Origin of the sequence: Desulfococcus sp. (assembly GCF_050178255.1) — a bacterium.
GTDB lineage: Bacteria > Desulfobacterota > Desulfobacteria > Desulfobacterales > Desulfococcaceae > Desulfococcus > Desulfococcus multivorans.
On record NZ_JBFXGG010000004.1, the window covers coordinates 33,838 to 58,710 of the forward strand.

27 protein-coding genes are annotated in these 24,873 nt (G+C 52.7%); 18 read left to right on the forward strand and 9 right to left on the reverse strand.

What is annotated here, in order from left to right; translation table 11 throughout:
- The first annotated feature begins 125 nt into the window (after window positions 1–125).
- Window positions 126–713 carry a 5-formyltetrahydrofolate cyclo-ligase gene (locus AB7S84_RS01950; RefSeq protein WP_020877006.1) on the forward strand — a complete coding sequence of 196 codons (588 nt, stop codon included), beginning with the start codon at window positions 126–128 and terminating at the stop codon, window positions 711–713.
- A gap of 20 nt (window positions 714–733) precedes the next feature.
- On the opposite strand, the gene AB7S84_RS01955 is transcribed toward AB7S84_RS01950, so the two are convergent.
- A complete protein-coding gene (locus AB7S84_RS01955; RefSeq protein ID WP_428152814.1) occupies window positions 734–1,732 on the reverse strand; it encodes a potassium channel family protein in 999 nt (332 codons plus the stop codon).
- A 226-nt stretch (window positions 1,733–1,958) separates the two neighbouring features.
- On the opposite strand from AB7S84_RS01955, the gene AB7S84_RS01960 reads away from it, so the two are divergent.
- The gene (locus AB7S84_RS01960; protein ID WP_020877008.1) at window positions 1,959–2,618 is read left to right on the forward strand and encodes a protein-L-isoaspartate(D-aspartate) O-methyltransferase; all 660 of its coding nucleotides are present in this window, start codon (window positions 1,959–1,961) and stop codon (window positions 2,616–2,618) included.
- Between the two features lie 29 nt (window positions 2,619–2,647).
- Window positions 2,648–3,610, forward strand: coding sequence for a DUF368 domain-containing protein (locus AB7S84_RS01965; protein WP_428152815.1), 963 nt, complete (start codon window positions 2,648–2,650; stop codon window positions 3,608–3,610).
- Here the strand turns inward: AB7S84_RS01965 and AB7S84_RS01970 are convergent.
- The 7 genes from AB7S84_RS01970 to lpxC all read right to left on the reverse strand — a co-directional run bounded on the left by AB7S84_RS01970 (window position 3,579) and on the right by lpxC (window position 10,867).
- Window positions 3,579–4,496 (reverse strand): selenium metabolism-associated LysR family transcriptional regulator, encoded by a 918-nt coding sequence (locus tag AB7S84_RS01970; RefSeq protein ID WP_020877010.1) that lies wholly within the window; start codon window positions 4,494–4,496, stop codon window positions 3,579–3,581. The two genes, AB7S84_RS01965 and AB7S84_RS01970, sit on opposite strands and share 32 nt — an antisense overlap.
- Window positions 4,497–4,584: 88 nt before the next feature.
- Complete coding sequence (gene coaD, locus AB7S84_RS01975; protein WP_020877011.1) at window positions 4,585–5,079, reverse strand: pantetheine-phosphate adenylyltransferase; 495 nt, start codon at window positions 5,077–5,079, stop codon at window positions 4,585–4,587.
- A gap of 13 nt (window positions 5,080–5,092) precedes the next feature.
- A complete protein-coding gene (gene rsmD, locus AB7S84_RS01980; protein ID WP_020877012.1) occupies window positions 5,093–5,665 on the reverse strand; it encodes a 16S rRNA (guanine(966)-N(2))-methyltransferase RsmD in 573 nt (190 codons plus the stop codon).
- Complete coding sequence (locus tag AB7S84_RS01985; RefSeq protein ID WP_020877013.1) at window positions 5,662–7,023, reverse strand: sigma-54-dependent transcriptional regulator; 1,362 nt, start codon at window positions 7,021–7,023, stop codon at window positions 5,662–5,664. Before AB7S84_RS01985 ends, rsmD begins: the two co-directional genes overlap by 4 nt.
- Before the next feature lie 34 nt (window positions 7,024–7,057).
- Window positions 7,058–9,211, reverse strand: a complete 2,154-nt coding sequence (locus AB7S84_RS01990; RefSeq protein WP_428152816.1) for an ATP-binding protein — start codon at window positions 9,209–9,211, stop codon at window positions 7,058–7,060.
- 161 nt (window positions 9,212–9,372) lie between these two features.
- Window positions 9,373–9,942, reverse strand: coding sequence for a DUF4390 domain-containing protein (locus AB7S84_RS01995; RefSeq protein ID WP_020877015.1), 570 nt, complete (start codon window positions 9,940–9,942; stop codon window positions 9,373–9,375).
- A gap of 4 nt (window positions 9,943–9,946) precedes the next feature.
- Window positions 9,947–10,867 carry a UDP-3-O-acyl-N-acetylglucosamine deacetylase gene (gene lpxC, locus AB7S84_RS02000; RefSeq protein ID WP_020877016.1) on the reverse strand — a complete coding sequence of 307 codons (921 nt, stop codon included), beginning with the start codon at window positions 10,865–10,867 and terminating at the stop codon, window positions 9,947–9,949.
- A 528-nt stretch (window positions 10,868–11,395) separates the two neighbouring features.
- Here lpxC and AB7S84_RS02005 point away from each other — a divergent pair.
- Together AB7S84_RS02005 and AB7S84_RS02010 are read left to right on the forward strand one after the other, a co-directional pair.
- Window positions 11,396–12,931: a YifB family Mg chelatase-like AAA ATPase gene (locus tag AB7S84_RS02005; RefSeq protein ID WP_020877017.1), complete on the forward strand. Its 1,536-nt coding sequence runs from the start codon at window positions 11,396–11,398 to the stop codon at window positions 12,929–12,931.
- 23 nt (window positions 12,932–12,954) lie between these two features.
- Window positions 12,955–13,470, forward strand: coding sequence for a hypothetical protein (locus AB7S84_RS02010; RefSeq protein WP_020877018.1), 516 nt, complete (start codon window positions 12,955–12,957; stop codon window positions 13,468–13,470).
- 173 nt (window positions 13,471–13,643) lie between these two features.
- Here the strand turns inward: AB7S84_RS02010 and AB7S84_RS02015 are convergent, their stop codons facing one another.
- A complete protein-coding gene (locus tag AB7S84_RS02015; protein ID WP_020877019.1) occupies window positions 13,644–14,585 on the reverse strand; it encodes a methylenetetrahydrofolate reductase in 942 nt (313 codons plus the stop codon).
- A gap of 680 nt (window positions 14,586–15,265) precedes the next feature.
- On the opposite strand from AB7S84_RS02015, the gene AB7S84_RS02020 reads away from it, so the two are divergent.
- From AB7S84_RS02020 to hflX, 13 genes are all read left to right on the forward strand, one after another.
- Window positions 15,266–15,871, forward strand: coding sequence for a hypothetical protein (locus AB7S84_RS02020; RefSeq protein WP_428152822.1), 606 nt, complete (start codon window positions 15,266–15,268; stop codon window positions 15,869–15,871).
- Window positions 15,872–15,874: 3 nt separating this feature from the next.
- A complete protein-coding gene (locus AB7S84_RS02025) occupies window positions 15,875–16,693 on the forward strand; it encodes a DUF3108 domain-containing protein (protein ID WP_020877021.1) in 819 nt (272 codons plus the stop codon).
- Between the two features lie 18 nt (window positions 16,694–16,711).
- The gene (locus AB7S84_RS02030) at window positions 16,712–17,515 is read left to right on the forward strand and encodes a dihydroorotate dehydrogenase electron transfer subunit (protein WP_020877022.1); all 804 of its coding nucleotides are present in this window, start codon (window positions 16,712–16,714) and stop codon (window positions 17,513–17,515) included.
- Between the two features lie 97 nt (window positions 17,516–17,612).
- Window positions 17,613–17,831 (forward strand): AtpZ/AtpI family protein, encoded by a 219-nt coding sequence (locus AB7S84_RS02035; RefSeq protein WP_020877023.1) that lies wholly within the window; start codon window positions 17,613–17,615, stop codon window positions 17,829–17,831.
- Window positions 17,832–17,889: 58 nt separating this feature from the next.
- Window positions 17,890–18,237, forward strand: coding sequence for an ATP synthase subunit I (locus tag AB7S84_RS02040; RefSeq protein ID WP_144016460.1), 348 nt, complete (start codon window positions 17,890–17,892; stop codon window positions 18,235–18,237).
- A gap of 1 nt (window position 18,238) precedes the next feature.
- A complete protein-coding gene (gene atpB, locus AB7S84_RS02045; RefSeq protein ID WP_020877025.1) occupies window positions 18,239–18,928 on the forward strand; it encodes a F0F1 ATP synthase subunit A in 690 nt (229 codons plus the stop codon).
- A gap of 109 nt (window positions 18,929–19,037) precedes the next feature.
- Entirely contained in the window at window positions 19,038–19,319 is a 282-nt protein-coding gene (gene atpE, locus AB7S84_RS02050) for an ATP synthase F0 subunit C (RefSeq protein WP_020877026.1), read from the forward strand.
- 237 nt (window positions 19,320–19,556) lie between these two features.
- Window positions 19,557–19,985, forward strand: a complete 429-nt coding sequence (gene rpsF, locus AB7S84_RS02055; RefSeq protein WP_020877027.1) for a 30S ribosomal protein S6 — start codon at window positions 19,557–19,559, stop codon at window positions 19,983–19,985.
- Window positions 19,985–20,257, forward strand: a complete 273-nt coding sequence (gene rpsR / locus AB7S84_RS02060; RefSeq protein WP_020877028.1) for a 30S ribosomal protein S18 — start codon at window positions 19,985–19,987, stop codon at window positions 20,255–20,257. Before rpsF ends, rpsR begins: the two co-directional genes overlap by 1 nt.
- 61 nt (window positions 20,258–20,318) lie before the next feature.
- Window positions 20,319–21,269 carry a YybS family protein gene (locus tag AB7S84_RS02065; RefSeq protein ID WP_020877029.1) on the forward strand — a complete coding sequence of 317 codons (951 nt, stop codon included), beginning with the start codon at window positions 20,319–20,321 and terminating at the stop codon, window positions 21,267–21,269.
- A gap of 24 nt (window positions 21,270–21,293) precedes the next feature.
- Window positions 21,294–21,749 (forward strand): 50S ribosomal protein L9, encoded by a 456-nt coding sequence (gene rplI, locus AB7S84_RS02070; RefSeq protein ID WP_020877030.1) that lies wholly within the window; start codon window positions 21,294–21,296, stop codon window positions 21,747–21,749.
- Between the two features lie 78 nt (window positions 21,750–21,827).
- Complete coding sequence (gene dnaB / locus AB7S84_RS02075; protein WP_020877031.1) at window positions 21,828–23,225, forward strand: replicative DNA helicase; 1,398 nt, start codon at window positions 21,828–21,830, stop codon at window positions 23,223–23,225.
- Window positions 23,222–24,859: a GTPase HflX gene (gene hflX, locus AB7S84_RS02080; RefSeq protein ID WP_020877032.1), complete on the forward strand. Its 1,638-nt coding sequence runs from the start codon at window positions 23,222–23,224 to the stop codon at window positions 24,857–24,859. The genes dnaB and hflX overlap by 4 nt, the downstream gene beginning before the upstream one ends.
- Window positions 24,860–24,873: the final 14 nt, after the last annotated feature.

The following is a 24,873-nucleotide window of genomic DNA, read 5'->3' on the forward strand; positions in this document are numbered from 1 at the left end:
AAGTTATCATGGGCAGAGAGGGGAGTCAATGGATAATATCAGTTGACTCTAATCGGAAAAATTAATTATATTACTATAATATATCAAAAAAATGTCTTGGAGCTCAGCGGATAGGAGAGCAGTGTATGGATGAGATCAGAGAGAAGAAGAGCAGTATCCGGACTGACATGATCACGATGATGGACGCCCTTTCCGATGATGTTTTCAGGAAAAAGACTAAAAACTTGGAGGAAAGGCTTTTCGATTTCGCTAATTTCATAGAAGCCAAGATTTCCCTCCTGTACGTGAACCTCAAGCACGAGATTCCGACGAAGCGGATTTTGCAATGGTGCTTCGAACATAACAAAATAGTTGTTTTGCCCGCTTTTGGCAAAGAAAAGCGAACCATGACGCTGATGAAGGTCGACGATATCGAGAAAGATCTGAAACCGGGTCCTCGTGGTGTGTTGGAGCCGGATCCGGAGAGATGCAAGCGAGTGCCTGTCGATCAGGTTGACATCGCCATCATCCCAGGGATTGCATTTGATGAAAAGGGCGGTCGGATCGGATCGGGAATGGGTTATTACGATCGTCTGATTCCCAAGTTGTCCGTCACAACCCGAAAGGTCGCACTGATTTTTGAAGATCAGGTCATACCCCAGGTCCCCATGGAGCCTCATGATAAATATGTCGATATTGTCATCACTGACCGGCGGATTATTTACAAGATATAGCGGTCGGTCACGGTCTGTGATCAGGGGTTCAGGGCGTTTTCCAATTTTTCAAGGTTCCCCGATTCGCCTACGGCGATCAGGGTGTCCCCGCTGTTGATGGTCGCTTCGAAGGATGGGTTGAACAGCATGCCGCCGTCCGACTTTTTGATGGCGATAATGATGAGGTTGTAATTCTGGCGGATGCCCGAATCCTTGAGCATCTTGCCGACGAGGGCGGATGCCTTTCCGACGGGAATCTCCTCCATTTGAATATCCTTGCGGCGATGCGTAAAGGCCAGATCCAGAAAAGTGGTCACCGTCGGTCTGAGAATCCGATTGGCCATGTTTGACGCCCCCATGGCGTATGGTGACTCAACCCGATCTGCGCCTGCTGCCGTAAGTTTCGCCGCGGACCGATCGCTGCCCGCTCTGGCGATGATTTCAATGTTCTTGTTGAGTTGGCGGGCTGTCAGAACCAGGAAAACGTTTTCCGTGTCCGTGGCCAGGACAGCTACGAGCCCTTTGGCGTGCTCGATACCGGCTTTCAGCAGCAGCATTTCGTTGGTTGCGTCTCCGGAAAGGTGGAGCACATTGTCGGCCTCCATTACGGGGATCAACTCCGAATCCTTTTCGATGACGACCAGGTCTATGGGTTTGCTTTTCAGTTTGTTGCACAAAACCCGGCCAATGCGGCCATACCCGCAGATAATATAGTGGTTTTCGAGTTGGCTGATTTTCTTGTCCAATCTTCGTCTCCCCAATGTTTCACGAATCTGTCCCTCCACCATGAATTGAACCACGGCGCCGGCGACGTAAACGAACAGCCCCAGTCCTGAGAAGATGAGAACCATGGTATAGATACGACCCATGGAACTTAACGACTGGACTTCCGAATACCCCACCGAGGCGACGGTGATAACCGTCATGTAAAGAGCGTCCAAAACATCCCAACCCTCAATCAGCATATAACCAAGGGTGCCCGCAATGATCATGAGGATGGACAGGCAGCAGACAATCACGAGATGTTTTGTTCTGTTCATGAGGTGACTTTACACTTCCCTCCATATGTTTGCTGTAGAAGATGATGTATATTATCCGGCCGTCAAAGAAAATAGAAAAGGAGTCTCTGCATATCGCCGTCATCTTGTATCGTCCCGGTCCCCGGTGTGTCCAGGCCTGTGGGATTCAGCTTGATGACGTGTTTATGTGACTGAAAACAGATATGTTTATTGACGTGCATCCGCAGAGTTGATATAAAATAAAATTATGGAAAAAGAGATATCAAAATACCTTCGTCGTCGCGAGGAGATGGTCAAGCGACAGATTGAAGCGCGAGGTGTGAGCGATCCGCGGGTGCTGGATGCCATGAGGAGGGTTCCAAGACACCTGTTTGTGAGCGAAGCGCTGGAAGATCAGGCTTACGGCGATTTCCCCCTCCCCATCGGCGACGGACAGACCATCTCTCAACCCTACATTGTCGCCGAAATGACACAGGCTCTCAAGGTGGGCGAAAAGGACCGCGTCCTCGAAATCGGAACAGGATCCGGATACCAGGCTGCGGTCCTGGCTCAGATCGTTTACCGTGTCTACACCATTGAGCGGATTCACGCACTCTACATCAAAACCCGCCGGCTGTTCGATAATCTCAAATATCACAACATCGTCACTCGCTATGCCGACGGAACCAGCGGGTGGCGGGAAGAGAGTCCCTTTGACGCAATTATCGTGACTGCGGGTGCACCGATCGTCCCGCAACCGCTGATCGATCAACTGACGCCGGGAGGGCGGCTGGTCATTCCCGTAGGGGATCAGTATATTCAGGATTTGGTTCGGATCGAAAAGGATGAACGCGGCGTTCACCAAACCAGCCTCGGCGGATGCCGCTTCGTCAAACTTGTCGGCGAATATGGTTGGAAAAAGGAATAGCCGAAAAACACGTTATAGAAAACGGCGCTATGCATTCATTTATTCTATTGTATCTCAAGGGGCTTGCCATGGGAGCCGCGGATGCGGTTCCCGGGGTTTCAGGTGGGACGGTCGCTTTCATTTCAGGCATTTACGAGGAACTGATCCTGGCGATTCGATCCTTTGACGGTCGGGCATTGAAATTTCTCCGGCAGAGAGATCTTCGAGGCTTCTGGCACCATATTCACGGGACGTTTTTAGCCGTACTTCTGGCGGGAATCGGGACATCGCTTTTCATCTTTTCCCGTTTTGTTCTCTACTGGCTTGAAGATTTTCCCGTGTTGGTCTGGGCATTTTTTTTTGGGTTGATCATCGCCTCCATTCTGATGGTGGCGCGAAAAATCAATAGCCGGAACCCGATGATTCTGGGGTTCGGTCTGGGAGGGGTGATTCTGGGGTATGCCGTTACGGTCGCCGTTCCCGCTGAAACCCCTGAAACCCTGAGTTTTGTCTTTCTTTCCGGTATGATCGCCGTGTGTGCCATGATCCTGCCGGGAATCTCCGGAAGCTTCATTCTGGTGCTGTTGTCGAAATATGAGTATATATTCACCGCGATCCGGGATTTCAATCTCGTGATCATCGCCGTTTTCGGATCGGGTTGCGTCGTCGGGATTCTCTCGTTCTCCCATTTTTTAAGCTGGACTCTCCGGCGCTATTACGCACCGACCATCGCTATGCTAACGGGGCTTATGGTGGGATCCCTCAACAAGGTATGGCCCTGGAAGGTTGTTGTCGAAACTGTTGTGTCCTCGGAAGGAGAGGTGAGATCAGTGGTGGAAAAAAACATTCTTCCCACGGCTTACCTCGATGCAACCGGTGCATCCCCTTACCTGACGGAAGCGTTGCTGCTTGCCGTCGCCGGCTTCTCTCTGGTCTATGTTATCGAGAAGCTCTCCTTGCGGCCACCCTTGACTGCGGTCATCAATCGACGGATAGATCGGGCCAAAGGGTGATTCGCCCTTTCAGGAATTCGATGAACGCCAGAGACAGGGGAGAGAGGGTCTTTCGGCGATGACTGGTCAGGTAAAAATGACGTTTCAGAGAGAGGCCTCTTACAGCGACGACGGCCAGGATTCCCCCAGCCAACTCCTCGGCTACCGCAATCCTTGAGAGGATTGATATGCCTATTCGTCCTTTGATGCCCTGTATAACGGCCGCGGTGCTGCCCATCTCGGCGACGATGTTGAGTTGGGCGACGCTCATCGACACCTGACTCAGATGCTTCTCGATGGATTTCAGTGTGCCCGATCCAGCCTCTCTGATGATAAACGGCGCTGTCTTGAGCATGGACAGCGTGATCTCTCCCCTTTTGGCCCACGGGTGATCCACCGGAACGATGAGGCAGAGCTCGTCCGCCAGAAGCGGTTCCTGATGAATCTGCTTCAGACCGGTCCTGGCGCCCACGACACCGACCTCCAGAAGACCTGCGGCAACATCTGCGACGATTTCTTCCGTATCCCCGATGCGGATGGCGGTGGTGACATCCGGATAGGTTTCGACGAAAAGACCCACCATTCGAGGGAGAATATAAACGCCGGGAATGGTGGAGCCTCCGATGACCAGGCGTCCTTTCAGGTTGCCGTGGAACGCCGCCATGGCCGCCTCGGCCTCCTCCTTCAGGGCGATCAGTTTTCTGGCGTATTCATACAGCAGTTCCCCTGCCTTCGTGGGGATCGCCTTTTTGGCCAGGCGATCGATCAGACGGCACTCGAAATGGGCTTCGAGATCTTTGATATGACTGCTGATCGTCGGTTGGGAGAGATGAACGATGTTTCCGGCTTTTGAAAAGCTTTCGGATTCGATGACCTTGCAAAAGATGTTGAGCTGCCAGAGATCCATGGGGTAATCTTGAAAGGTTAAAGTGAGGCGTCAACGGCTGTAGACGCCTTTTTCCCCGGGATATATTTTTTCAGTTTCGTCGGATCAATCAGGGGGTGTGGAGAAACCCGTTTTTTTCCTTCAGCTTCCGGTTAACCAAAGGGGGCACCATATCTTCGATGTCTCCGCCGAATTTGGCGGCCTCCTTGATGATGGTCGAGCTGGTAAAGATCCACCGGAGACCCGTCATCATAAAAACCGTCTGGATATCCCGGTTCAGTTTTCGATTCATCAGGGCCATCTGAAATTCATATTCGAAATCCGATACGGCTCGCATGCCCCTCAGAATCGCATCCGCCTCCCGTTGGCGTGCATAGTCCACCAGGAGGCCGTGGAAAACATCCACCTCGACGCTGGTCTGACCCGCCAGGCTTTCCTTCAGCATCTCCACCCGCTCCTCCACCGTAAACAGGCTTTTTTTTGCCGGGTTGCACAGGATGGTTACGATGATTCGGTCGAAGATTTCGAGTCCGCGATGAATGATGTCGAGATGACCGTTGGTGACGGGATCGAAGGATCCGGGATAGATGGCGATTTTAGGCATGCGTTCGAGTTCCTCATGATTTATTTGGTGCGTTCATAGCATAATTTAAAAAGGACACCAAGGTCTTTCCGTATTTTCTCTGATCTGACAGATCATATCCCGACAACTGTTCAGGCAGAGGTTCGCTTGCGGCGTGCTCGACGACCACCAGCGCTCCGGGTGCGAGAATTCGGCGCTGCCGCAAATGAAAAAGCGCCGGGCCGATCAAATTTTTGTGGTAGGGGGGATCCATGAAAACAAGATGAATATCCGGTTCATGAGGGGTGAGACAGTTTAGGTTTCTATCAATGTCCCACAGGACCACCCGGGAGCGTTCCGTGAGGCCCAGGTGTTCAAGATTTTTCCGTACAGCGGCGACCGAGGCTTTTCGGTTGTCGATGAAAATTGCCGACCGAGCGTCCCGGCTGAGGGCCTCGATACCCATGGCGCCGGTGCCGGCGAAAAGATCGAGTACCCGAGCCTCCGCAATATTCCTGCCGATAATGTTGAAAATCGCCTCCCGCACTCGATCCGAAGTCGGGCGAACGGCGTTACCCCGGATAGGCAGAAGCTTTCGACCCCGCAAACGGCCGCTGATAATTCTCAAACCGATACCCCGAATTGTTCGAGCTTCCGACGCAGTTCGGCCGGATCGATGCCGATAACGCCGGCGGTTTTGGTGAGGTTGTTGCCGTACTGAGAGAACTTTCTTCGGATGAACGCCATTTCGAACATCTCCTTTGCGGTGGAAAGCTGATCAATGCTGAACAGCTCTTCTTCGGATTTGCCGCTTCTGCCGGCCGACGGGTTGTAAGGAAAAGGGATATCTTCAACCTCGATTGTCGTCTTGTTCAAGATGATTACGAGCCGTCCGATAAGATTTTTCAGTTCCCGGACATTGCCGGGCCAGGGATACGACATGAGCATCTCCATGGCTTCAGGCGTGATATGAGTGGGTGACGGCCCGGTTTTTTTGCCGCGATCCTCGAGAAAGATGTTCATCAGGACGGGAATGTCTTCGATGCGGTCTTTCAGGGATGGGACATGGAGCGGTATTTGATTGAGGCGATGATACAGATCCTCCCGGAAATTGCCCTTCTCGATTTCTGTTTCCAGGTCCTTGTTGGATGCCGCGATGATCCTGACGTCGACGCGAATGTCTCTGCCGCCCCCGACGCGCTGAAAGGTTTGTTCCTGAAGCACCCTCAAGAGCTTGGCCTGGGTTTGAAGGCTCATGTCTCCGATCTCATCGAGAAAGAGGGTTCCATCGTTGGCGATTTCGAACCGTCCTCGTTTTCGTGTGTCCGACCAGGAGACCGCGCCTTTTTCATGGCCGAACAGCTCGCTTTCCAGACGCTCTTCGGGTATCGCGGCACAATTGATGTCGATCAGGGGTTGCTCCGCCCGTTTGCTGAACTGGTGGATCGTCCGTGCCACCAACTCCTTGCCGGTGCCGTTTTCACCGGTGATAAGGATCCACGAGTCGGTGGGGGCGACAACGACAATCTGTTTCTTGAGTTCGACGATAGCCGGACTTTTACCGTTGATGGCGTGCTTTTCGAGTGTTTTTTTCCGAAGGTAGCGGTTTTCCTCCTCGAGTCTTCTGAAATTGAGGGCGTTGTTGATGTCAACGATGACCTTGTCGATGGAGAGGGGTTTTTCAATCAGGTCGAAGGCACCCAGTTTTGTGGCTTTCACCGCGGTCTCGATATTGCCGTGACCCGTGATGATGATGACTTGAAGGGCGGGATGATGCTTCTTGATCTCTTTGAGAGTTTCGATGCCGTCGATGCCCGGCATCCAGATATCCAGCAGGACGAGGTCGGGGGATTTGTCTTCTATCAATTTCAAGCCCTCGTACCCGTTGTTTGCGGTGATGACCTCGAAGCCTTCGTCGGAAAGAAGTCCGCCCAGAGATTTCAGGATGTTGGGTTCGTCGTCGATGATCATGATGGTTGGAAACATGCCTTCTCCTTTGATGGTGTTGCGGCGTACGTTGCTATACCGGGAGTTCTATGATGAATACCGTTCCCATCGGATGATTGTCCTGGACGCGGATGGTGCCCTTGTGATCCGCTATGATGGTGCTCACGATGGTGAGTCCGAGACCCATGCCGGTCTTCTTTGTTGAAAAGTAGGGCTCGAAAAGCCTTGTTTTGTCTGACCGGGCGATGCCGGGACCCGTATCGGCGATATCGAGTTGTACGATCCTTTTGGAGGGGACCAGGGTCGCGGTGATGGTGATCGTCCCGTTTCCACCCATGGCGCTGATCGCGTTATCCAGCAGGTTGATGACGGCCTGTTTCATCTGGAAACGATCCAGGTTGAGCAAGGGCAGATTCGTCTGGACTTGTACGTCGAAATGAATGTCGGGGTGTCCCTCCCTGAATAAGGCCACGCTCTCTTCAATGATGGGGGGCAGCCTGACCTGCTCCGGATTGGCGGCCGGGAATCGAGCGAATTTCGAAAATTCATTCACGAGGTTGCGGATCAACTCGACATGATCGATGATCATCTGGGTGCATTCGTCAAATACAGGATCCTGGATCGTCTGAAAATATTTTCGTCGGAGGCGCTGGGCCGATAGGGATATGGGGGTCAGGGGGTTTTTGACCTCATGGGCGATTCTCCGGGCGACTTCGCGCCACGCCGCCATCCGTTGGGCCTTTTCCTGGTCCGTCAGGTCGTCGAAGACCACGACCAGTCCAATGTGACGCTTTTTGTCGTCCTGAAGCGCATTGACGTGGATCATGAAGCTGCGGGGCCGTTCATTGATGATAAGTCGAAGGGGCATCGCCAGGGTACGCTTCCCGGATTCCACGAATTTGTCCATGATATCACGATCGAGGTCCGGGTCCTGGCCTTCGAAGAGCCGTCGGTAGTTTTTGTGAAGAATTTCTTCGGATTTGAGGTTGAGCATGCGTTCCGCCGACTTGTTGGCGGTCCGGATGATGCCCTGGGCATCGATGCTGATAACGCCGGTGGAGACATTTCGGAGAACGATCTCCATATATTGGCGGCTTTCCTCGATTTCTTCGTTCTGTTCGCGGAGCTTTCGGGCCGACAATTCCAACTGCTCCCGGTTGGTCCTGAGATCCCGCGTCATTCGGTTGAATGAATCCACAAGGCTTCCGATTTCGTCGTCCCCAACCATGGCGATGCTGAAACTGAGATCGCCCCCTGCCACTCGTCGGGTGCCTTCGGCCAATTCCTTGATGGGGATGCTGATGGATTTCGCCAGGTAAAACCCGAGCCATATAGCCGAAAAAACCACCAGCAGCGCGACGATGGACAGGGTGATGTAATACGTCGATTGGATGGGCTGTTTGAACAGTTTGATCTGTTGATACTCTTCGTATCCCCGAGAAATGGCCGCCAGGTTTTCCGTGAGGTTCGGCGGAATGAGGGTTGAGAGAATGATGAAGCCCCGTGCGTTTCGGGGATGGGCTCCCAGGGGGATGGCGCCGATCACCCGGTTCAGTTCGCCGATGGGGATTTCTTCGGATACGGCCCGAATCGATTGATCGCCGAGATACTGTTCGAAGTTGGATCTGGAAAGGGCCGGAGGGGGTTCCGGAAATGATTTGCTGATTGAGATGGACAACCGTCGTGCTTCGGCGTCGTAAATCTCGACGCCTTCGATATTGAACTCCCGCTGAACGACCTGTGTATATTTTCTGAGCGCATCCTGTTGAGGGGCGTCAATGTAGTTTCGGGCGTCGACCTGATAAACGATACGTTCCAGAAAGAAGCGATTATGGTCTTCCACGTATCGATACAGTTGGCGGCCGACCCGGAGGGAGTTGTCGAGGGCCTGCTCTATGGGAACGTTAAACCAGAACTCGACGCTGGTAGTGATGAAATGGATGGAGAAAAAAAAGAGGACCGTTGTCGGCAGCAGGGCCAATCCGATGAATGCCACAACGAGGCGGGTTCGCAGGCTGGCACCCATAACCTTCCGTTTTCGGTCGTAAAGGAGCTTGACGAGGTTTCTGAAAACGAGAAAGGCCAGCAGGAGCAGCAGCAACAGGTTGATGTTGATGAGGATGAACATCAAGATGGTGTTGGATATGGGAAAATCCGAAACCGAATCGAAAAGGCGATTCTCGACGTAGGTCAGCACGACTACGACGACGGCAATCAGGACAATCAAAATGATTTCTCGCCTGCGTCGTCGCCGATCCTCGTCGGTCAGAAAAGTGGCGCGGCTTTTGATTCGGTTTTTTCGCATGGCGGATTGAAAAACGAATTCAAGATAAGGTTAAAAACGGGTCGATATTGAGGCAAAAGCGGCACCGGCCGTATATCGACCGTTTAATACGTAAAGTCGACGGCGTGCCAGTCGGTTTCAAATTCCCACATGGATGCCATTACCATGATGTATCTCAAATAGAACGGCAATGTCATTTTGCTGAGTTTGGCTTTGACGCGAATGCGGTAAGCATTGCCCTTCCTGAGCCGATCCAGGGGAATGACCTTGACGCCGTCGATCCGGGTCATCCGCCCCTTGGCCTCGTCAAACGACATGAGTGGGACGGAAGGGTCCGCTTCCCAGGAGCGTGTGACGGTAAATTCTTTCTTGAGGTTGTAATACTTGATGGTGTGGGTAAGGGTCATTTCAGACAAGGTTCGGTTGGCCCAAAAATAACGAATTTCCTCCAGAACGATAAAAAACGAAAAGGTGGTGGGGACACCGCTCGAAACGGCCTCATGGATCGGTTCCGTAAAAGCGTCCTTGACTTTCAGGTAGAGGAGAAGATCCTTTTGGCTGTTGGTCACGGAAATATCCGCAATGCTCGCACCGAGGGCGAGGCCCGGCGAGGCCTGAAGCATGATGGCCATCAGGCAGGCGACGCCGATGTGCCGATATCGCGACTGCCCCATAACGTCAGATCGGCTCACTCCGGAAACCAATGGGACCCTGAAGCCGGGTGATGTCGTCGGCGTTGTTGATGGTGATCGTTTCCCAGGATTCCTTCCGACTGAAAAGAGTTTTGAGAAAGGCGTGGTTGAAAGCATGGCCGGACCGATGGGTCACGATGTGGCCTATGATGGGAAGCCCCAGAAGAGAGAAATCGCCGATACAGTCAAGAATTTTGTGCCGCACGAACTCGTCTGGAAATCGCAGACCGCCTTCGTTGACGACGCCGTTATCGCCGATGACGACGGCATTGTCGAGAGATCCCCCCCGAGCGAGGCCATATCGTTTCATATATTCGACTTCATGCAGAAAACCGAAGGTTCGGGCCGGACTGATTTCTTTTTCGAAGCGATCCGGCGTCACCTCGATGGAGTAGGTCTGTCGCTTGATCATGGGGTGCGGAAATTCGATGGTACAGGTAATTCGGGTTGTGGGTTCGGGGTAAACCGAGACGGATTTCCCCTCCGATTCAATCGCTATCGGCTTTTTGATGACGAAATAGCACTTGGGACCGGACTGGGCCGTTGTTCCTGCCGAACGTACGAGCCGGGTAAAAGGCCCGGCGCTGCCGTCCATGATGGGGACTTCATAGGAATCGAGCTCAACCAGGGCGTTGTCGATGGAGAGCCCCGCAAATGTCGCCATGAGGTGTTCGATGGTGGAGACGATGCATCCCTCCGAGCCGATGACCGTGGCCAGACTGGTATCCACGACCTGATTGAAATGGGCTGATATCCTTGGACTGCCTGTCAAGTCTTTTCGAACGAATTGAATACCGTGGTTGATCGGAGCCGGATGAATGGTCATGTTGACGATTTTTCCGGAATGTACGCCCATCCCGGAACAGAAAACCATTTTGGCCAGCGTTTGCTGACGGGTTTGTATCAAGAATGCCTCCACCTTGCTGTTGACGGTGCCTCTCCGTTCAGGGCTGTCAATCCATTTATTATTTGGGTCGTCCACCGCTGTCTGACCCGACACATCCCGTCGCCACGGCGATGAAATACGTTTTTGCTTCGAGGCGTCGCCGTTGCTTTTCCCTTGCGTTTGAAAGGAATAAAGGTATTTTTAAACACTTTTAGCCTAGTGTTCAAGGATTTGACAACAATTTCCGGAAAAACTTTGAGCGGTTTGAAGAGGATAAAATAATTGTGCTCATTTTAGCGCTTTGTTATAATTTAAAAATTCAACTTGAAACTTCCGGGAACCGGCCCTTTCCAATCAATATCGCTGAAGTCGGCTTCAACCCCGAATCATGGAGTGATGTTGAAAGGCGGAGAACAGAAGCTTGAGAACGAAGCGTCTTGAAAAGGGGATAGTGGTCCATTCGGGAATACCGGAACCGAAACGCAATGGTCGCGGACGGACTTTCGTCCTCCGGTCTTCCAGCCGGCCGTCTGAAAGGAAGGAGATGGTGTGCTTGCCAAAGTGTTGAGCAGTGCGGTGATCGGCATTGATGCATTCATAGTGGATGTGGAAGTGGATATCTCGGCGGGCCTGCCGTCTTTTACGACGGTCGGACTGCCCGAAGCCTCGGTCAAGGAAAGTAAGGAGCGGGTCAAAGCCGCCATTCAGAACTCCGGGTATGCCTTTCCGGACGATCGGATCACCATCAATCTCGCTCCCGCCGACATCAAAAAAGAAGGTACGGGTCTCGACCTTCCCATCGCTATAGGCATCCTGGCCGCTGTCGGTCTGATCCCAAAAGACGTTTTGACTGACTACATGATCCTGGGCGAACTCTCCCTGGACGGCCGGGTCAAACCCGTTCGGGGGTCACTGCCCACGGCCCTGACCGCCTTGCGAGCCGGATATGCCGGAATTATGGTTCCCAGGGAGAACAGTCTTGAAGCCGCGGTAGTTCAGGAAATATCGGTTCTGCCCGTCACGGATCTGTCCCAAGTGGTGGATTTCTGTCGGGGATTGGCTTCCATCCCGCCCGTGAAGACGTGTCTTGATACGCTGTTTTCGAATTCGGAGCATTACCCGGATGATTTTTCCGACGTCATGGGGCAGGAGCATGTCAAGCGGGCGCTGGAGGTGGCTGCGGCCGGATCTCACAACCTTCTGATGATCGGCCCCCCCGGATCGGGAAAGACCATGCTGGCCCGCCGGATTCCGTCTATATTGCCGCCCATGACCTTTGAAGAATCCCTTGAGACTACCCGGATATTCAGTGTCATCGGTGGGCTGGATAGAGGACAGGCCCTGGTTGTCCGTCGACCTTTTCGGGCGCCCCACCATACGATATCCGATGCCGGCTTGATTGGTGGGGGGCGTTTTCCTCGACCGGGCGAGGTAAGCCTGGCCCACAACGGCGTTCTGTTTCTCGACGAATTACCGGAATTCAAGAAAAATGTGCTGGAAGTGCTTCGCCAGCCCATGGAAGATCTTTCGGTCACCATCTCGAGGGTGAATTCGACCCTGACGTACCCCGCAAGCTTCATGCTCATATCGGCCATGAATCCTTGCCCGTGCGGATACAAGGGGGATGATGCCCATGAATGCCATTGCTCTCCGATTTCCGTCGAACGTTATCGGTCGCGGATTTCAGGACCTCTCCTGGACCGGATCGATATTCACGTGGAGGTGCCTGCCGTGGCTTACAAAGACCTCACCGGCGGCACTTCAGGCGAGTCTTCGGCCGTCATACGACGGCGGGTTTCCATGGCGCGCGCCATGCAGACGCGGCGATTCAAGCGGACCGGCATCCATTGCAACGCCCAGATGGGCAGCCGGCAGATCCGCCGGTATTGTACCGTCGACGAAGATTCCGAAACCCTCCTGGAAACGGCTATGCGTCGATTGGGCCTTTCAGCCCGGGCCTACAACCGTATCCTCAAGATCAGTCGAACCATCGCCGATCTGGATGGATCGGAGATGATACGGCTCGATCATCTTTCAGAAGCCATCCAGTATCGAAGTCTTGATCGGGGGAAAACCCGAACCTGACTTTTTCTGCAGAGAGGATCCATATGCCGATGAATCTGAAACCGCCGCCGTTGCAGCTACCGGAATACTGGATCGAGATCAGCGGACGTATCGCCGACTACGGGGTCTATCATCCCGGCGAACTCCATCAGGCGGTTGTGACGGCGCGATCGATCCGGTTGCGTACGGCCTCGGTGGCGCTCCTCTTGGACGGTCTCTGCCGGCGAACCTGCCCTCATTGTCCCGACCCTTGCTGTCTGAGCGCCAAGGTGTGGTTCGATATGACGGATCTTTTGACGATTTACCTGAACGGGATGCCCATGCCGGAAGCTCAGCCCATTTCCCAATGGACGGCAGTGTGTCGATACGCAGGGTGCCATGGCTGCCGGCTTGAGCGCCGGGACCGTCCATGGATCTGTACATGGTATCTCTGCCCGGCCCAGACGGCCTTGCTGCGACGATCGGAGGGACCGGCTCGCGAGGATTGGGCGGCGGCTGTGACGGAGATCAAAACACTTCGCGCGGAACTCAAAAGATGGTTTACACCTATCGTTTTCTGAGCTTTTTTGCACGATATAGCAAATGGGTTCGGCCGGTACGAACAAATGCATGATCTCGTGATACCCAAAAAGCCGCCTGCCATAATTGCACGACGTGCGGCATGGACAAGCGGCTCTTTGATTTGAGACCGTTGCAGAAGGACGGCCGGTTTTACGTTAAATATCGGTTGACGCTATTCTGCCGGTTCCTCGTTAAAGGTGGGCCTGGGGAGTACACCAGCCCTCTCGGCGATTTCTGGAACCTTGTGTTCCCATTCGATGGCCATGAGATGGACACCGGCGATGCCCTTCATCTCCTTGAACTCCTCGATCTGTTCGCAGGCCATTTTAATGCCCTCTTCGGCGTGCTTGCCTTTCGCGCAACCCTTCAAACGGTCGATGATTTCGTCGGGGACGTCCATGCCGGGAACGTTGTTTTTCATGTATCGGGCCATACCAAGGCTCTTCATGGGCGTAACCCCCGCGAGGATGGCGACCTTCTCCGTCAATCCCATGTCGTTGGCCATCTTGACCCATTCCCGCATTTTTTTCATGTTATAAATGCACTGGGTCTGAATAAAATCCGCACCGGCTTCGATCTTTTTGGCCAGTCGATGTACTCTCCACTCAAAAGGCTCGGCAAAAGGGTTTGCTGCGGCTCCGATGAAAATCTTGGGAGCGCCGTCAATTTTTGCGCCGCTCAGGAACTTGGATTCATCGCGCATTTTTTTTATGGTTGAAATCAACTGGGTCGAATCGATATCGAAGACGCCTTTGGCATTGGGATGATCCCCAAACTGCTGATGATCTCCGGAAAGGCAGAGCAGATTTCGGATGCCGTGAGCCGAAGCACCCAGAACATCCGCCTGCATGGCGAGCCGGTTTCGGTCGCGACAGACCATCTGGTAATTGGGTTCGAGACCTTCCTCTATGGCGATCAGCGACGCGGCCCAACTGGACATCCGAACCATGGCTGTCTGATTGTCCGTGATATTGACGGAATCGACCAGACCCTTCAGGTAACGGGCTTTTTCTCTGACGGCATCGGCATTTGCACCGCGCGGAGGTCCGAGTTCGCCCGTAAAAGCAAAATGCCCGGCTCTCAGTACCTTCTCCAAATTACTTCCTGATTTCATATTCAATTACCTCTCGTTTATTGTTGTGGGTCACGGTTCTCCGTCATGACCGATAACCCGGCTTTATCAGTTTGAAAGGTGCGGTCCATTTTTGAGGCCTCCGGATCGTGCCGTTTCAGGCGAGCGGGAGATGCTGATCCAGCCATTGCTGGAACGGTAAGGACATGTTGGGGGCGGCGGCCGCATCTGTTTGCTTTTTGCGTTCATCGCTTTTCCATAGGGGTTTGGCATCAATATATAGCCTGATGCTCAAGGCGTATCTAATAATCCTATTTAATGATATCTGTCAATAAAAAGCTCTCGTTGCTGCCGGATGAACAACTTATGAAAAGGATCGGATTGGAAAACAGGGCGTCAGGAAAGGCGCCGCAAAGCGGCCTGGGAAAAGAGCTGGATTTGGAGGGGAATATTTGACGAAGCTGAAAATTTGAGGTAGGAGTTCAAACACGGGTACGGTAACGATATCGAAAAGACTGTCGGTATCAACGGCCGGAACTGCTTTGCCGAGACATCAAAAACCGCATGCCATGCCTGCCGTGTTCCGGCATCAAAGCCGGGAAAACGAAGGGAAGCGCTTGTTTTTCTGAATTCTGCCGATGTATAAAACAGCGTTGTTTCCGACGTGGTCAAGATACGTCAAGTTCGACGTAGCCAACAAAAATATCGTGGGAACGACCGTGATGCTCATGAGAATCTGTTCGCGGCCAACAAAAAAGTGGTGGGTAATCGGGGTGCTGGCGATCGGCTGTTTCGGTGTCGGTTGCAGCGGATTGCTTCCCAGCTCCAAACGTGACACGAAAACGATATGGGCTTCATACGATGCCGCCAAAAAATCGTTTGATGAAATTGTCCCCTACAAGACAACGACGGAGGATCTGAGACGACTCGGGTACGATCCTTTTGTCGCCGCCAACATCAAGGTGTTGACATATATCGAACTTCTTTACAGGTTTTTACCCAACAACTCCATCACCAAGGCAGATTTGGACGAGGGAATTCAGGACTGCCTTCTTGCAAAGGATGCCTGCACGGGGTATGAGGTTGCATTGTGGCGCAGGCACGAAGACCGATTTGGAAACGTCTTTCTGGATCTTTTCAGTTTCAGACGTAAAACGAAAGTGACCGGATGGGAGTTTAACGCCTTCATCATCATGAAAAACGGACTTGTAGTCTACAAGAACAGCAGCGGCAGACCTAATATAGACGAACTGATCGATGAGAAAAAACCCCTCGGTCCGTTTCAGGATATCGGCGGCGATACGTTGATCCGTAACGCGGGTTTGTAACCCATGGGGATTCTCTTTCGGGGAGCCGTTGTCCTCGTCATCCTGATCGTCGTTCCGCTTACGGCAGGAGCGATGCCGCCGGATACGGCCGTTGGGTACGATTCAGCCATAACGGAAACAATATCGTTTTTTCCGGGTGAACGTCTCAGTTACGCGCTCAGATGGGAATTTATCCTCGCCGGTGAAGCCACGCTGGAAGTTCTGCCCAATGATGTCGTAGACGATCGACCTGTGCGTCATTTCGCTCTGACTGTCAGGTCCAACGCCGTTCTGGATAAGATCTACAAAGTCCGCGATCGTATCGATGCCTATACCGACCTGAGGTTGAGCCGGTCGGTTCTGTATCGAAAGAAACAGAAGGAGGGACGACGCGAGCGGGATATCGTTGTTCGTTTTGACTGGGAAAATCAGACGGCGGTTTATACCAATTCCGGTCGTTCGAAGGCGCCTGTGGCGTTGATGCCCGGTACCTTCGACCCGTTGTCCGCGTTTTATTTTGTCCGTGCATCCGATCTGTCGCCCGGAAGGATTATCGAGCGTCCGGTGAGCGACGGCAAGAAATGCGTTCGCGGCAGCGCCGAGGTGCTTGAACGGGAAACCATACGGGTGAATGGGAGGACTTACGAAACCCTTCGGCTGGAACCCGAGCTGAGACACGTGGGCGGTGTCTTCGAAAAGAGCCCGGATGCCAAGATCGAGTTGTGGGTGTCCGCCGATCGTCGGCATATCCCTGTCCGGATCAGGAGCAGGGTGGCGGTGGGCCGTTTCGTAGCGGAACTCATGTCCGATTCGACTGAAACCGATTCCGACTGGATTCAATAGGTGACGAAGAGGTAAGAAATGAACCAGGAATATGTTCGGGTACTGTGGAATAAGATCGAATGTTCCGGGTACTACCGGATGGGGATGACGTGTCCACCCGACTACGAACGGGCCAGGCCCGGACAGTTCGTCATGGTTCGGGTGGCGGAGCGGATGGATCCCATGCTCCGACGACCCTTTTCCATACACCGCCTGATCACTTCTGATGCGGGGACGGTTGAGGGAATCGAAATCCTGTACAAGGTGGTCGGGACAGGAACGGCGCATCTCTCGACGCTCAAGGAGGGCGACGGACTGAATCTTCTGGGGCCCCTGGGCCGTCATTTCAGCCTTCCCGAAAGATCCGGGCACATTTTTATCGTATGCGGAGGGATCGGTGTCGCGCCGATGTACTTTTTGACGGAAACCCTCAAAAAAAAGGGGATTGACATTTCCCGTTGTGTAGTATTTATCGGGGGGCGCTCCAAGGACGATTTGCTCTGCATGAACGATTTCTTCTCCATTGGGGTTCAAACGGTCACCATCACAACCGATGACGGCACGGCCGGAGGAAAGGAGATGGTGACCGGACCCCTCGAGCGAGCGATTCTGGCGCAACGTCCTGACATGATCTATGCCTGTGGACCGCTCGCGATGCTGAGGACGACGAGCCGTATATCGCGGCAATACGGCGTCTCCTGCGAAATTTCCATTGAAACCATGATGGGCTGTGGCATAGGCGCCTGTCTGGGCTGTGCGGTGGAATCGTCGGGCGATTCCGGAACATATTTCCATGCCTGTATCGATGGGCCGGTTTTTAATGCGTTGGACATCATCATATGAAACCGACGCTGCCGCTTGCAATGCTGAATTTTCGTTGACTTGATGAGCGAGCTGTGCTAAACGAAAAACCCTAAAATAAAGGCGGGTTTTCCCATAAATGGATAAGAAAAATTTACGGTACCTCAGAGAACTCGCATATTACAGCAGCATTGGTCTGTCGGTCGCTCTCTCCATCTTTATCGGATTGGGAATCGGCGTCTACCTTGACGGCCGATACAGCACGAATCCCTGGCTAACGTTGATATGCTTGGGGTTGGGCATCGCAGCAGGCTATCGAAACATCGGGTTGGCTATCAAGAAGAGTCGGAAATTCTAACGGGAAAGCGTAAACGGTTTTGAAAATCCAAGAGCGTCTGTTAAAATTTGTGACCCGCATGAATTGGATACTATTAGTTCTTTCGGGTGCCGCAGGGTTTTTCTGGACATCCCCTGCATTCGCCGGCGGGATTATCTGCGGCGGTCTGATCGTCACCGTCAATTTCCACCTTCTTTACCGAACACTCAAAAAAGCCTTCGTTCCCAACAGTTTGACGTCACATCATGTCATTTTAGCCAAATATTATGTCCGTTTTCTCGTGAGCGGGCTGCTCATTTTTGTGCTCATTTTCAAGCACATCGTGAACCCCATTGGGCTTTTTATCGGGCTGTCGGTCGTCGTTGTCAGTATCACCCTGGCAACCTTGCTTGAATTTAAAAACCTTTTGTTGAAGGAGGCTGTGTAAGGTGGAACATCCCTATCTATTCTTTGTCAAGTTGTTCGAGTTCGTCGGTCTGGGCCATTTTGCCCATGCGTATCCCCATGTGATCTATTCCTGGGTGGTGATGCTTCTGCTGGTCGTCCTGGGCCTTCTGAGTGCCAAAGGTATCGCCATGGTCCCCAACAAAATGCAAAACTTTTTTGAAATCATCGTGGCCGGCATTGAAGACTTCATGGTCGATATTACCGGGGAAGAGGGGCGTTGGCTTTTTCCATTGGTCGCAACGATCTTCCTCTACATCTTTATCGGAAACCTCATCGGTCTTGTCCCCGGTTTCTTTCCCCCGACGGCCAGCCTGAACACCACTCTCTCCTGCGCACTGGTGGTTGTTGTTTTCACCCACATCATCGGTGTAAAATATCACGGCGTCGGTTATATCAAACATTTTATGGGGCCGGTATGGTGGATGATTCCCATCATTTTCCCTATCGAGCTTATTGGGCACCTTGCCAGAATCCTATCGCTTTCCTTCCGACTTTTTGGAAACATGATGGGGCATGAACTGGTGCTGGGGATTCTTTTCGCGTTGGCAGGTGCTTTTTTTGCCCCTCTACCGATCATGGCGCTGGGTATATTTGTCGCGCTGGTTCAGGCATTTGTTTTTTTTCTCCTGTCGATCATGTATTTTACGGGTGCCATGGAGCACGCACATTAAGAACGCACATAAACGTAAGATCGGATATGGATTTAATTTCGCTATTAATGGGATAGTGGAAGAAGCGCAATACTTATCAAATCTACTTAAGGTGAAGGAGGTACGTTAGATGGAAGCTCAGGCATTACAATTTTTTATCGCATGTGTGACTGCGGCGGGTTTTGGGATTGCAGTAGCAGCTTTTGGTTGCGGTATCGGCCAGGGTCTTGGCTTGAAGGCTGCGGTCGAGGGTATCGCCAGAAATCCCGAATCTTCCGGTAAGGTGACCGTTACCATGCTGATCGGCCTGGCCATGATCGAGTCTTTGTGTATTTATGCTTTGGTCATCGCACTGATCCTGATCTATGCGCATCCGCAGGCTGCTGCTATTGCAGGGTTGTTTGCCAAGTAAATATCGTTGGTTATCCTTATGGTCCAAGATAGGGCCACCCTTCGGGGTCGGCCCTATCTTTTTTGGGGCGGGGCGACTGAATTTTAATGGCTCAATCCTGATCTTGTCTGAATTCCGAGAAATAAGCTTGACTTTTCAGGGATAGCGATGCTATCAACTCAAGTTTTAATTTGTAAGATGTAGAAGGTTCTATCCTTGCTCCGCTCTGTCGGGGCTTCATATCCGTAAGGAGGATTTATGAGACGGTACGAAACTATGGTCATTGTTGAATCTGACCTGCCCTCGGAAAAGCGGGATCCGCTTTTCGAGAGAATGGAAGAGACCATCTCCCAGCATGGGGGAATGCTGATTGCGCGTGACGATTGGGGGACGCGCAAGCTTGCCTATGAGATCAAGAAAAAGTCACGGGGTTATTATTTGCGGCTCGACTACTGCGGGAATGGTGGATTGGTCAGCGAACTGGAGCGATTCTGCCGGATCGACGATCGTGTTTTGAAATATATGACGGTTTTACTCGAAAAGGATGCCGACATGGCGGCCATAAAAGCCGAAATGGCCAAAGCGGAGGCTGCCGAGGCATCGTCCGCCGCCGAAGATGCCGATGCCGCCGAGGCGACACCTGCCCAAGAGGATGCCGAGAAACCTGAAACCGCGGAGGAGGAATAATGGCCTTTCAACGTAAACGGAACGCCAAGGGTGGTCGAAGAAAAAAGCGGATTTTTCATCGCCGCAAAGTCTGTCGTTTTTGCGCTGACAGCAGTCTTGCCATCGATTACAAGGAACCGAAGACGCTCAGAATGTTCACGACAGAGCGTGGGAAGATCATTCCTCGCAGAATTTCAGGTACCTGTGCCACCCATCAACGCAAATTGACCGAATCGATTAAACGGGCGCGTTCCATCGCGCTGTTGCCTTACGTCGGTACGGTCGATCTGTAAAGAGCTGGGCAGGGGGGCATGCAGTAAGCCCCCTGCTGCCCTATCCGAGGAGACATTGAACGTGCTGCCAATCGGCAGATCGAGTGTAGGAACGGAACTTCTCATAGGGATAGTGGTTGTCGGCCTGCTTTTATTCAGTGCGACACACATACCAGTGATCGGATTTTTTGTTTCCCTGTTTATCCCGTTGCTGATTTTTTTTTATCGACTTCGGCTGGGTCGACGCATCGGTGGTATTGTCCCCGTCGTACTTGGTGCCATCATGGCGCTTTATCTGGGTGGGGCATCCTTCGAGTTACTCTTCTTTTTCGAACTGATGGTGATGGGATATGTTTTGGGGGAGGTGCTTGAGCAGCGTCTGTCGGTGGAGAAAACCGTACTTTTGACCGTCGGGATCGTGATGGTTTCCGGCGGCGTATGTCTGACGGTATACAGCGCCTTTCTCGGCGTCGGCACTGGTGAGATGATCTCGGATTATGTGGATCGGAATCTCCAGATGACGATGGCACTCTATCAAAGCATCGGAATGTCCGAAGAGATGATTGACGCCGTTTCGGAATCCCTCGAAACGATCCGTTTTTTTCTGGTGCATGTCCTGCCGGCATTGGCGATTTCTTCCGTTCTTTTCATGACATGGATGACCCTTGTCATGGCGAAGTTCGTTGCCCCCCGGTTTGGGCTTGCCTATCCGGATTTCGGGAGACTGAATCTCTGGCGGGCACCGGAATTTCTGATCTGGGGCGTTATCGGAAGCGGCGGTATTCTGCTCTTTGCAGACGGCAGGCTTCGAATGGCAGGCGTCAATGGCCTGATCATTCTGATGACAATCTATTTTTTTGTCGGAATTGCAATCGTCTCCTATTACCTGGAGAAAAAACAACTTCCCCTGTTTTTGCGTATTTGCGTCTACAGCTTCATTGCGCTTCAACAGATTGCGTTTTTCCTGGTGATCGGTATCGGTCTTTTCGACATGTGGCTGAATTTTCGAAAGTTAGAAACCCAAAAAGAGTGAATCCACCCCCGAGGGAGGCTTAATATGAAAGTCATTCTGACAGAAACCATTGAAACATTGGGTATCATCGGCAGCGAGGTCAATGTTGCCAAAGGGTACGCGAGAAATTATCTTTTACCGCAGGAAAAGGCCGTTCTGTCCACCCCAGCCAACCGAAAGCGCCTGGAGTTCGAAAAAAAGCGTTTCGAGATTCAGATCGCCAAAGAAAAGGCATTTGCGGAGGAAATGGCCAAGCGGCTCGAAGGGGTTGCTTGTACGATCGCCGCCAAGGTCAGCGACGAAGATCGTCTTTATGGGTCGGTCACAGTGAGGGACATTGTCGATGCCCTTTCCAGACAAGGGATTGATATCCGCAAGCAGATGGTCCTGCTGCCCGAATCCATCAAAAATCTCGGCACCTACAACGTGCCTGTCCGGGTTTACAAAGGGGTTGAACCTGAGATAACCGTAGAAGTCGTGCCCGAGGAACAGTCGGATTAGCGTCGGCCGATTCAGATTCAAAAGAGCATCAAGGCATGATAAAGATGCTTTGATGCTTTTTTTGCGAGGAGGGTGTTTATGGCTCTGAAATCCATACAACGGGATGCCGATATGATCTATAAACTTCCTCCCCAGAACATCGAGGCTGAAGAATCCATTCTGAGTGCGATTCTCCTCGATGATTCGACGCTTATCGACATTGTCGAGATATTGTCACCCGAGGACTTCTATTCGACATCCCACCAGAAGATTTACGAGGCCGTCGTCGACCTTTTCACGCGAAACGAACCGGTCGATCTGATTACCCTCTCGAACCGGCTTACTGAAAAAGGGGTGATCGACGAGATCGGGGGCAAGGATCATCGGGGCGTCACCTATATCTCCTGGTTGACAGATGCCGCGCCCGCGGCTGTAAATGCCCCGCATTACGCTCGCATTATTCGTGACAGAGCATGCCTTCGACGCCTTATTCAGAAAGCCGGCGAGATCAGCCGGCGCTGTTACGAAGCGCATGACGACGTGGACGACGTCATCAATTTTGCTGAACGTTCGATTTTTGAAATATCTGAAAACAAGATCAATCCCTCTTTTCATCCCATCAGCAAGCTGATCGAATCGAGCATTGACACCCTGGAAGAGCGTCAGGGCAAAAAAACAATGATTACCGGCGTGGCGACCGGCTTCACGCATCTGGACAACCTTACCTCGGGTTTCCAGCCTTCGGATCTTATTATTCTGGCGGCCAGGCCCAGCATGGGCAAGACGGCTTTTGCTCTCAACGTCGCCCGAAATGCGGCGGTGGACAGTAATGTGCCTGTTGCCGTATTTTCTCTTGAAATGTCAAAAGAACAGCTCTCCATGCGGCTTCTCTGCGCAGAGGCCCGCGTGGATTCATCCCGTGTCCGCAGAGGTTATTTCAGCATGGACGACTGGGACGCGCTGACCGAAGCTGCAGGGGTTTTGTCCGAGGCGCCGATCTACATCGATGATTCCGCGGATATCTCCGCCATTGAGATTCGGGCCAAGTCTCGTCGACTTAAAATGGAAAAGAACCTCGGCTTGGTTATTGTGGATTACCTGCAGCTGATGAAGGGTCGGGTCTCATCGGAGCGGCGGGACCTTGAAATATCCGAAATCTCACGGTCGCTGAAGGCTCTGGCCAAAGAACTCGATATTCCGGTCATTGCGCTCTCGCAGCTAAACCGGAAGCTCGAGGAGCGGTCGGACAAACGGCCTATGCTTTCAGACCTTCGGGAGAGCGGCAGCATCGAACAGGACGCCGATGTGGTGGCCTTCATCTACCGGGACGAGGTTTACAACAAGGAAGAAAACAACCCCAACCGTGGAAAGGCGGAGATTATCCTCGGAAAACAACGAAACGGCCCCATTGGTTCGGCACACCTGATTTTTCTGGGCTCCTATACGCGATTTGAAAATCCCGCGCCCGATCAGGTGGCGGCGGTCGGGAGGCCATGAGAACCCTTTACGGCAATACGGAAGACCTTAAGGCAGACCATATTCGCCGGCTGGAAAATCTTTGCCGGCGAAAAGTACCGGATCGCTTTATCATTACGCCGGAATTGGCTAGAGATATCGCCCGTCTGTCCCATGAGATTCATCGTCAGGTCGGCCTTCTTATCGAACGATCCGGAAAGATCGTCGCGGTGATCGTCGGGGACGCCCACAAGATTGTTATCCCTGAAACCGGCGCTTATCACACCCTCCCCGGAAGGCTCAAAGGGCTCCGTTGCGTTCATACTCACCTCAAGGACGAACCGCTTACAGCCGATGACCTCACGGACCTTGCTTTGCTGCGGCTCGACTTGATGGCGGCGGTGACGCTCACCCCCGAAGGGGGCGTTCGAAGTGTTCATGCCGCCCATATCCTTCCCCAGGGCCCTCCCGATGCGCCATATCGGATTCTCGATCCCTTGCCGCCCCACCGGCTTGACGTTGGATTCGCCGAGATCATTCGGGCGTTGGAAAGTGAGCTCGCCCAGATCCGATCCCTTTATACTGCTGAAAAGGGTGAAGAGCGGGCCGTTCTGGTGAGCGTCTCCACTGCTCCCAGGAAGATCGCGGAAGATTCGTTGGCCGAACTGAAAGAACTGGCAATATCCAGTGGAATAGAGGTAGTGGAAGTCGTACTGCAACAACGCAAGAAGGCCGATCCTCGATTTCTCATCGGTCGAGGCAAGCTTCAGGACCTGAACCTTCTCGCGCTCCAGAAAGGTATTTCGCTCATTATCTTCGATCAGGAGCTCAACGCCTCCCAGATTCGCTCCATTGCGGACCAAATAGAGCTCAAGGTCATCGATCGGACTCAGCTCATTCTTGATATATTTGCTCAACGGGCTCAGACTCGGGAAGGCAAGCTTCAGGTGGAGCTGGCTCAACTCAAGTATCTGCTACCTCGACTGGTGACCAAAAATACGGCTATGTCCCGTCTTACCGGAGGGATCGGAGGGCGGGGGCCGGGAGAAACAAAGCTGGAAATCAATCGCAGGCGGGTTCGGCAGCGCATCAACCAACTCGAAAAAGCTCTGCAGGCGGTGATCAGGCACCGATCACGTCAGAAAGCACGGAGAACGAAGAAGGGGCTGCCCGTCATCTCCATTATCGGCTACACCAATGCTGGTAAGTCAACGCTTCTTAATACCCTTACCCAAAGCGACGTTCTGGCGGAAGACCGCCTTTTCGCCACTCTTGATCCCTCGAGTCGGCGGCTCCGATTTCCAAGAGACGTCGAGGTGATCATAACGGACACTGTGGGATTCATCCGAGAGCTCCCCAAAGACCTCATGGTCGCCTTCCGGGCGACCCTTGAGGAACTTCAAAGTGCCGATCTTCTTTTGCATGTCGTGGACGTCAGCAATCCGAGATGCCAGGAACAGATCCGTTCTGTGGAACGCATCCTTTCGGATCTCGATCTTCAGCACATCAAGGTTCTCCGGGTTCTCAACAAGATTGACCTGATTTCGGCCGAAGACCTGGACCGCCGGATCCGGACGTTGGGCGGTTTCCCCGTTTCCGCCGTGAACCGGAGCACTCTCGTGCCCCTTACGGAAAAAATGGCGGAAGAAATCGAAAAACTGTCATCTATTACTTGACATCCGCTATAAAA